9 protein-coding genes and 1 tRNA gene are annotated in these 8,602 nt (G+C 40.0%); 6 read left to right on the top strand and 4 right to left on the bottom strand.

Going from position 1 to position 8,602, the window contains the following annotated elements; all coding sequences use genetic code 11:
• The first annotated feature begins 179 nt into the window (after nt 1-179).
• Nucleotides 180-261 (top strand) — tRNA-Leu (locus V7L07_RS11985).
• Between the two features lie 75 nt (nt 262-336).
• On the top strand, nt 337-1,119 hold the full coding sequence (locus V7L07_RS11990; RefSeq protein WP_335058010.1) for a TrmH family RNA methyltransferase: 783 nt from the start codon (nt 337-339) through the stop codon (nt 1,117-1,119).
• Between the two features lie 18 nt (nt 1,120-1,137).
• On the opposite strand, the gene V7L07_RS11995 is transcribed toward V7L07_RS11990, so the two are convergent.
• On the bottom strand, nt 1,138-1,386 hold the full coding sequence (locus V7L07_RS11995) for a hypothetical protein (RefSeq protein WP_335058013.1): 249 nt from the start codon (nt 1,384-1,386) through the stop codon (nt 1,138-1,140).
• A gap of 301 nt (nt 1,387-1,687) precedes the next feature.
• Here V7L07_RS11995 and V7L07_RS12000 point away from each other — a divergent pair, with 301 nt between their 5' ends.
• The gene (locus V7L07_RS12000) at nt 1,688-3,358 is read left to right on the top strand and encodes an ABC transporter ATP-binding protein (RefSeq protein WP_335058015.1); all 1,671 of its coding nucleotides are present in this window, start codon (nt 1,688-1,690) and stop codon (nt 3,356-3,358) included.
• A 168-nt stretch (nt 3,359-3,526) separates the two neighbouring features.
• Here V7L07_RS12000 and V7L07_RS12005 read toward each other — a convergent pair whose 3' ends face one another.
• Nucleotides 3,527-4,471: a hypothetical protein gene (locus tag V7L07_RS12005; RefSeq protein ID WP_335058017.1), complete on the bottom strand. Its 945-nt coding sequence runs from the start codon at nt 4,469-4,471 to the stop codon at nt 3,527-3,529.
• Between the two features lie 723 nt (nt 4,472-5,194).
• Here V7L07_RS12005 and V7L07_RS12010 point away from each other — a divergent pair.
• On the top strand, nt 5,195-5,698 hold the full coding sequence (locus tag V7L07_RS12010; RefSeq protein WP_335058019.1) for a GNAT family N-acetyltransferase: 504 nt from the start codon (nt 5,195-5,197) through the stop codon (nt 5,696-5,698).
• 45 nt (nt 5,699-5,743) lie between these two features.
• Here the strand turns inward: V7L07_RS12010 and V7L07_RS12015 are convergent, their stop codons facing one another.
• Nucleotides 5,744-6,412: a Uma2 family endonuclease gene (locus V7L07_RS12015; RefSeq protein ID WP_335058021.1), complete on the bottom strand. Its 669-nt coding sequence runs from the start codon at nt 6,410-6,412 to the stop codon at nt 5,744-5,746.
• Between the two features lie 417 nt (nt 6,413-6,829).
• Here V7L07_RS12015 and V7L07_RS12020 point away from each other — a divergent pair, with 417 nt between their 5' ends.
• Together V7L07_RS12020 and V7L07_RS12025 are read left to right on the top strand one after the other, a co-directional pair.
• On the top strand, nt 6,830-7,132 hold the full coding sequence (locus tag V7L07_RS12020; protein ID WP_335058023.1) for a hypothetical protein: 303 nt from the start codon (nt 6,830-6,832) through the stop codon (nt 7,130-7,132).
• Between the two features lie 73 nt (nt 7,133-7,205).
• On the top strand, nt 7,206-7,538 hold the full coding sequence (locus tag V7L07_RS12025; RefSeq protein WP_335058025.1) for a XisI protein: 333 nt from the start codon (nt 7,206-7,208) through the stop codon (nt 7,536-7,538).
• A 15-nt stretch (nt 7,539-7,553) separates the two neighbouring features.
• Here V7L07_RS12025 and nadC read toward each other — a convergent pair whose 3' ends face one another.
• Nucleotides 7,554-8,420, bottom strand: coding sequence for a carboxylating nicotinate-nucleotide diphosphorylase (nadC, locus tag V7L07_RS12030; RefSeq protein WP_335058031.1), 867 nt, complete (start codon nt 8,418-8,420; stop codon nt 7,554-7,556).
• Between the last annotated feature and the right edge of the window lie 182 nt (nt 8,421-8,602).

An 8,602-nucleotide genomic window follows, 5' to 3' on the forward strand; every position in this document is an offset into this window, starting at 1 on the left:
CTTAAGTATTCTCTAAAAATCAATGCTGTATTGTTTCAGTTAATATTTTGATTTGACCGATCGCTTGAATCATCAGACTCGTTTCCAGTCTGAGATTATTAACTAGGCGTTAGATTTTTACTTGACAAAGGTAGAAAATTACGCAATAATAGGAAATTGTCGATAAGTTAAAAGTGCCAGCGGAACTGGCGGAATTGGCAGACGCGCTAGATTCAGGTTCTAGTGCCGCAAGGCTTCCGGGTTCAAGTCCCGGGTTCCGCATATTAATTTTGGATTTTAGATTGCCGATTTTAGATTAATCCAAAATCCAAAATCCAAAATCCAAAATCCAAAATTGTGTTGACCAGTTTACAAAATTCTCTAGTTAAGCAAATTCGCAAACTGCACTCCACCAAGGAGCGGCACAAACAGCAGTTATTTTTACTAGAAGGGACACACCTGTTAGAAGAGGCTTGTGCGGTGAATTACCCACTAGAAACCGTGTGTTGTACCCCAGATTGGCAAGCAGCCCATCCTTTGCTGTGGGATGAAGCTTGTAGCCGATGCGATCGCGCCGAAATTGTCAGTAGAGAAGTCTTGGATGCGATCGCTACTACAGTTCAACCAGATGGGGTGGTGGCAACGGCAAAACGCAGGGAACGCCAAACTCAAGTACCATTGACTGGTTTAGTGCTAGCTTTAGAAACAATACAAGATCCCGGCAACCTGGGTACAATGATTCGCACTGCTGCCGCAGCTGGAGCATCGGGGTTGTGGGTCAGTGGAGATAGCGTAGATTTAGATAGTCCTAAAGTTCTGCGTGCTTCCGCAGGGCAATGGTTCCGCCTAGCAATAGCCGTAACCGAAGATTTGAAAACGACAGTCCAACAAAGTCAGCAAGCAGGAATGCAGGTAGTAGCAACCTTACCTAGCGCGACTTTAACTTATTGGGAAGTAGACTGGCGAAAACCCAGTCTGATTTTACTGGGAAATGAAGGTGCTGGATTGTCAGCAGATTTAGCAGCGATCGCAGATCAGCAAGTCAGAATTCCTTTGAGTCCTGGAGTGGAATCTTTGAATGTAGCGATCGCAGCTGCTTTAATGTTGTACGAAGCTCAACGGCAACTAATTTGTCAGTAATAAATTTTAACTAACTTTTTACCCCAATTGGGTTTTTGTTATTTCTTCGAGATATTTTTCAATATCAGCAACCGCGTCTTCAAGAGCCGCTAAATCAATATCTATCAAGTCTTGATCGAGTTCAGCTTCAGTGAAATTACTAGTATGCAGTTGGGGTATCTCCTCTTCCTCAGTCGAATTTTCTTGTAAGATATCCTCTAACTGTTCGAGGGATTCTTGAAACACTTGATCGGCAGCGCGGCGCTGTTCTGGCTGATTTTGCTCCATAATATTAACTTGAAAATCCTGATTTACTGACTTAATTTTGATTCTAGTTCCTACAGATTTAAATTTTGCACTTATAACATCATAGTTGTGTGCTGTATCAACTTTAGCAGTGCTTATCAAGAATATCGATAACTGTCTCTAATTGCTAAGACTGGAAATTTATTGCGATCGCTACGGGTACACTAAATCAAGTTTGGCTACGTTTAGGTAAGTTTTATAAAACAGGTCTAATACTTAATTTGATAGACTATCCTAAATTTGAAATTATAAAAACTGGTAGCTCAGGGCTGATAACTAAACTATGAGTGAAGCCTTATTCTGTATCGAAAATCTGCGAGTTGCCTATCCTCAACGGAGTGGAGAAGAAGCAAGCTGGGCGGTTGATGATGTATCTTTCACCTTGCAACCAGGTGAAAGAATGGGATTGGTGGGGGAGTCGGGTTGTGGTAAGTCAACTATCGGACGGGCAGTAATGCGTTTACTACCACCCTCTAGTCGTGTTCAGGGACGGGTGATATTTCAAGGACAGTCAGTGTTTGACTTGACACCTAACCAGTTGCGGAAATTTCGGGGAGAAGCGATCGCCTTAGTTTTTCAAGATCCCATGACACGCCTCGATCCGTTGATGACTATTGGTAAACATTGTATCGAAACTCTCCAGGCGCACTCACCACAATTATCAACGCGGGAAGCGAAAGAAAAAGCACTTGCTACCTTGGCAAAGGTGAATATTCCTGCTAGTCGCTGGAATCAGTTTCCTCATGAGTTTAGCGGTGGGATGCGCCAAAGGGTAGCGATCGCTTTAGCTTTACTTCTCAACCCCAAGTTAATTGTTGCCGATGAACCCACCACCAGTTTAGATGTCACCGTCTCCGCGCAGATATTGCAAGAATTAACTCGCCTGTGCGGTGAAGAAAACATGGGATTGTTGCTGATATCTCATGATTTAGCAATGGTGGCTGAGTATTGCGATCGCATTGGCGTGATGTACAACGGCAAGATGGTTGAAATGGGTGCTACAGAAACCGTGTTTAGGCAACCTCAACATGAATATACGCGATCACTCTTAAAAGCAGCTTTACATATTCAAGCAGTAAATGATGATGGAGAATTGATCATTGCCAATGATGCAGAAAAGCAATTACCGATTATTAATCAGCAATCCCCAATTTTGAGTGTCACAGAACTCAAGCAACACTACACCATAGAACCTAACTTTATCGAACGACTGTTTAATACACAAACACAGACAATTAAAGCAGTAGATGGGATCAACCTAGATATTTATTCAGGAGAAATTCTCGGCTTAGTCGGGGAATCAGGTTGTGGAAAAAGTACACTATCACGAACAATTTTGCAACTAATTCGCCCCACTAGTGGCAAAGTTGAGTTTTTAGGACAGGATTTAACTAAACTATCTCGTCAAGAAATTCGTTCCTCACGGCGACAAATACAAATGGTTTTTCAAGACCCTCATGCTTGTCTCAATCCAGCGATGACAGTGGGACAAAGTATCGCCGATCCTTTATTTATCCACAATCTTGCCAATCCTGCCAAGGCAAAAGAACAGGTTTTGTGGATGCTAAATAAAGTTGGGTTAACGCCGCCAGAAGTGTATTATGAGCGATATCCATCAGATTTGTCTGGGGGACAACAGCAACGAGTTGCGATCGCTCGTGCTTTGATTACTCACCCGAAACTCTTAATCTGCGACGAACCAGTGAGTATGCTAGATGCTAGCGTCCAGTCGCAAGTGCTGGATTTGATGTTGCAATTAAAGGAAGAGTTTGAGTTAACTTATCTATTCATTACTCATGACCTTTGGTTAGCTCGATTTTTGTGCGATCGCATTGCCGTGATGAATGGCGGTAAAATTGTCGAACTCGGTCTGACAAAACAGATTTTCGCTAATCCTCAGCATACTTATACCAAAACCTTACTAGCTGCTGCTCCCTTACTAGCACGTGCTTAACTAAGGGACTTCCAAATAAAAAAATATCCCAAAACTGACGCAAAAATCCTCTCTATTTCTCTTCTCTCTGTGTTCTCTGCGGCAAGCCGCTTTGCGTCTACGTTTATTTGGATGATTTATTTCTTGGTAGTCCCTAAATCAAATCAAGAGTTAGCTTCTTTAAAATTCCTAACTCTTTTCTCTTCCTTCAAGTAATTTAGTTGCTTCTCCACTTGAACCATATAGCTCAACGAACCTTTTAAACAGCAACGCACTTTCGTGATTTGAAGTCCTACTTAAATTGAATAAGCGCTCTATGTTTTTTTCGGTTAAAGCTCTCAGATATGGCAAATCTTCAAAGAGTGTTAAACAAGAAGCAAAATGCAATATTATTTGTAACAATGGCTTTGGCCACCCTAGATCACTATAAATATCTATAAACAACTGATGTTCTGAGTGATTTAAAGGGAAAGCATGAAATATAACAATTATCCTTTTGTTATTGTAGACTGGAATACTCAGTTCTACAGTGTAGGGAGTATGTAATATTAAATCCACCTCTACAGTTGGTTGTCGCCAAATTCTCAGAGGATTAGCTGGCGAATCTAATATAGTTTGAAATGTGATTTTACCACCAGCACTTGTAGTTTGAAACTCGCTAATACTAAGAATTTTAAGATTATTTAGGCTAAACCTATGAACTGTTTCCAAATGTTTTAAGTTCAATAGATGATAGATTTGGCAAATATAAGGGAAAGGTAAGATATACTCTTGGCTAATCATGTGTCGCTTTTTTAATTGAAGCTTGTTAGCTTGAGTGCGAGCAAGATATTCTTCATATTGGCTGGGGTCTAAATCATTCCTATTAAAGCTTTCTTCCGGCTTGAGATATAGCCAACTCACGAAAAAGAAAGAGGCTGTAAATAGCTGAAATATTTCTATAGGAGATAAATAACCATTGGCAAATGCAGCTATGCTTCTATCGGTTATTCCGAAAAGCCAAGATGGAATACCAAAAAGCCAAATAGTAATTTTTATTTGATCTATAAAAAGCGCTATTTCGACAATATTTGGAATGTTACTATCTTGATGCTCAGTAAAATTTTTATTATTTTTTAAGCAATTAATATACATAATAATTTCACTTAATTTTAATCTATTGAGTTGATACTTAGAATTATATTTATTAATTTTAAGGGCTTATATATGGTAGTAGCCTCTGTCTTTAGCTATATATAAAATTTGTACTGATTAATACGAAGTTAAAACCATTTTTTGTAAACATGACTGCAAAATACAATTTAGTTTTAGATATGAACCTAAGCTTGATATGTATAAAAATATAATTAAATTATCTGTAAATCTTGCTAATAAAGGGTTTAGATGTTTTCAGTGGATAAAAACTTATAGTAATAAAAACGTTGCGACAATATTTATATCTACTGAATTAAAAAAATAAATTATCTCAAGATGAGAAAAATACTATATAAATATTCAGAGAAATAGATCATTTTTGCTGACATCATAAAAAATTATCTATTTCTCTAGGATGAATGCTGAACAATGCGTTAGGAATAAAAACTTAAGAATTTAAAAGTAAGGAGTTATAAAGTCTCTCTGCTACACAAAATACAGTAGGTAGTGCGTTGGAATTTTCCTCTGTTATGGCAACGGTGGTGTTTTTCGTAGTGGCCCCTCGCATACTTGCTAGTAGAGTTAGCCATTATCTTATGTAAGGTACGAAGCGCCTATCTGGTAAAGTATCTGTGACAATTACGATAGAATCCGTAGAATTGCTACTGTTAACACTGTATTATTTTTGAATATTTTCTGAAAATTTTTTCCGAGACGGTAGCAATGACTATTCGCCATGCGGCTGAAACTGATTTACCTGCAATTGTGGCAATTTACAATGCCGCAGTTCCCAGCCGCATGGCAACGGCTGACTTAGAACCAGTATCAGTGGAAAGTCGTCTTGCTTGGTTTAAAGGGCGATCGCCTTCACAACGCCCACTGTGGGTAATTGAAATAGACGGAATAATCGCTGGATGGCTTAGTTTCCAATCCTTTTATGGGCGACCCGCCTATAGTAAAACTGCCGAAATTAGTATTTACATAGCCCCTAACTTTCATCGGTGTGGCTTAGGACGGCAACTCTTAGCACAAGCAATTAACGAAAGTCCTAGTTTAGGTATAAAGAGCCTAGTTTGCTTCATCTTTGCCCACAATCTGCCCAGTTTAAAACTCTTTGAAACGTTTGGTTTTCAGCGCTGGGGACATTTACCTAACATTGCCGAACTTGATAGTGTTGAACGGGACTTAGTGATCATGGGACTACGAATTAGTAAACCTTTTGTTTAAAGCGATCGCTATTTTCTAAGACTTGTAAATTAAATTCGCTCACAATTAGTCTAAATTAATTCCCCGTTCTTGTAGTAAAGCACGGAGAGCTTCTAACTGGGCTTCAGCTTGTTCTGCTCGTTGTCTTTCTTGCTGTCGTTGTTGATCTAGTTCCAAAAAGGTGAGAAAGCGATCGCCATCAGGACGATAAATTTGCAGTTCTTCCTCAGTCAACTCGAAACGCACCCCCAATCGAGGACTAATCCAACCAACCATTTGGTCAATCACTTCTAATCTTGAGTTCCGTCGCTGCCACCCTGTCAAGTCAACCACATCAGGTTCATACAGATAATATTCTTCCACACCGTAGCGCTCATAAAACTCTAATTTTTTCGCCATTTTAGAGATCCGGTTTCCAGGCGACCAAATCTCAAATACCACCTGCGGGGGAATGTTGTCTTCAAGCCACTGTTGATAAGAACCTCGGTATCCTTTTGGTCTACCAAATACTACCATCACATCAGAAGCTTGACGGAGCTTGTTATCATCTTCCACCGAATACCACAACAAATCTCCAGCGACAAACACATTTGGGTCATTGCCAAACAGCAGTTCTAAATTATTTTTAATCCAGACAATTAATTCAAACTGCTTAGTATTGTCTGCCATTGGCTGTCCATCGCTGTCAGGGTAAATAATGCCTTTTTGGGTGGAAGATGGTAGCTGTGTAACCATTGCAATCATTCTCAGGTAATTCTTAGAGGATGGGTTAGCGATCGCTTTTTTCTCGATCTTCTTATTTCACATCGTAGCTTGACCAAACTTGGTGCAATATATTAAGTATTTCTATTTAGTAGATGTGTATACATTAACTCAGTAATATTTCTATGGGAAAATAATTGGATATGTGTCAAAACAATAAACATAACACTTGTCTGCACTTTCCTTTAGTGCGCTCTTGAGATAATTTATTCCATACCTTGGCTATTTATGACTACGAAAATAATTCAAGTTGCTTTTAAAAGAGCTTTTAATTAAATCGATTTACTTGAGGCGAAGATACACCAAAAGCAAGGATTCTGGATTTTAGAAATTCATAGATACTCTACTGAAGATTTAGAAAATTCAGAACATCATGCTAAGATTTATTCTATGACTGAGAAATTAGGAGATGATGTTTCTAATTGGCACAATGCAGGAAAACTCAGTAAAAATGATTTTAATTACTATCATGAAGAAAGAGGAAAATTAGAAGACAAGCTTCATTTGGTAAATATGGAAATTACTCAGAGGCAGCGCACTTGGGTTGAGGAAACCTTGAATATTCTAAATAACTTCACAGAAGTAATTATGAATAATTTACCAACCTTAATCAGACCGTTGTTACCACCGATACTATCAAAAGTATTAGGATTTTTACCAGGTAACCGCCAAAGAGCCTTAAAAGGAAACTAAGAATTAGGACATTGATTCGATAAAACCAGCTTTTCCTGTTGATTTACAATATTGATGGGGAGGTAATTCAACAATGGCTACCGTCAACGAATACCGACAACACATCCAAAATCTGCTAACAGAACGCGCTAAACTTGTGTGGGACGATCGCATCCAAGCCCAAACTATTTTCGATACCGAACGCGACCACTACCAACTAGTCTACGTTGGTTGGCGCGGCTCAAAGCGACTGTATGGCACTGTCCTTCACCTAGACATCATTGATGGCAAAATTTGGATTCAACAAGATGGTACCGAAGTTGGGATTGCAAACCAGTTAGTTGAACTCGGTGTCCCCAAAGAAGACATTGTTTTAGGCTTTGATCCTCCAAAAATGCGACACTACACCGACTTTGCAATAGGATGATTCACCTCATGATATTTAAAGTACAATCCTCATACTCAAATCCAACCACTTCGATTGAGTAATCGGCGCACTGCTAGAAATATAGTCAACACCCGTTTCCGCCACGCCGCGAATCGTTTCCAAAGTCACATTCCCCGAAGCTTCAATTTTCACCCGACTATCCTGCTGGCGAATCAACTGCACCGCCTGATGCATCATATCCAAAGGCATATTGTCCAACATAATAATGTCAGCCTTGTGCTGCAAAGCTTCTTTCACCTGCTCTAAACTTTCCGTCTCTACCTCAATTGTCAAGGGATAAGGAATCTGAGAACGAATGCGGGTAACAGCTTCTCCAATTCCCCCAGCCACCGCAATGTGATTATCCTTAATCATCACCGCATCATCCAAACCCATACGGTGATTAATCGCCCCACCCAAAGCAGTCGCGTACTTTTCCAACAGTCTCAGCCCTGGCGTAGTTTTACGCGTATCCACCAACTGAGCAGGTAAATCGGCAATTTTCTCTATATATATATTAGTCAGCGTAGCAATCCCACTCAAGCGCATAGCCAAATTGAGCGCCACCCGTTCCCCCATTAGCAGCGCATCCAGCGAACCATGAATTTCAGCTACCACTTGTCCCGGCTCACACCATGCACCTTCAGCCGCAACCGTCACAAAGCTGACTTTTTCATTCAAAATCTGAAACACCCTAGCAGCAACAGGTAAGCCAGCAATAACCCCAGAAGCCTTAGCGATCCATTTCGCAGAACCTAGCGTCACATTTTCTATGAGTAGCGTATTTGTAGTGCGATCGCCTCTGCCAATATCCTCTATCAACCAGCTATGCAACAGTGGATCTAAAACTAACCAGGGCGGCAAAATACCAGAATTCCTCACCACTTTAATTGCTTCCTTAGTGACATCCAGCAATACTATAGCCTAAAACCCTTACTCTCTAAGGCTTTGATAGTGACCAAGAAACAATCCCAAAATATTTTGGAAAAAGTAGTTGACACAATGAATTGGGTTCGCTATATTGAATAAGTGCCTGAAGCGAAGCGAACGAAAGCGACGCTGAG

This window comes from Nostoc sp. (genome assembly GCF_036916985.1).
Lineage (GTDB): Bacteria > Cyanobacteriota > Cyanobacteriia > Cyanobacteriales > Nostocaceae > Nostoc.

Bases quoted from the DNA above. Each gene is read 5' to 3' on its own strand.
- V7L07_RS11995 (WP_335058013.1), bottom strand. From the start codon at position 1,386: ATGGAGCAAAATCAGCCAGAACAGCGCCGCGCTGCCGATCAAGTGTTT.
- V7L07_RS12000 (WP_335058015.1), top strand. From the start codon at position 1,688: ATGAGTGAAGCCTTATTCTGTATCGAAAATCTGCGAGTTGCCTATCCT.
- V7L07_RS12005 (WP_335058017.1), bottom strand. From the start codon at position 4,471: ATGTATATTAATTGCTTAAAAAATAATAAAAATTTTACTGAGCATCAA.
- V7L07_RS12010 (WP_335058019.1), top strand. From the start codon at position 5,195: ATGACTATTCGCCATGCGGCTGAAACTGATTTACCTGCAATTGTGGCA.
- V7L07_RS12015 (WP_335058021.1), bottom strand. From the start codon at position 6,412: ATGGTTACACAGCTACCATCTTCCACCCAAAAAGGCATTATTTACCCT.
- V7L07_RS12020 (WP_335058023.1), top strand. From the start codon at position 6,830: ATGACTGAGAAATTAGGAGATGATGTTTCTAATTGGCACAATGCAGGA.
- V7L07_RS12025 (WP_335058025.1), top strand. From the start codon at position 7,206: ATGGCTACCGTCAACGAATACCGACAACACATCCAAAATCTGCTAACA.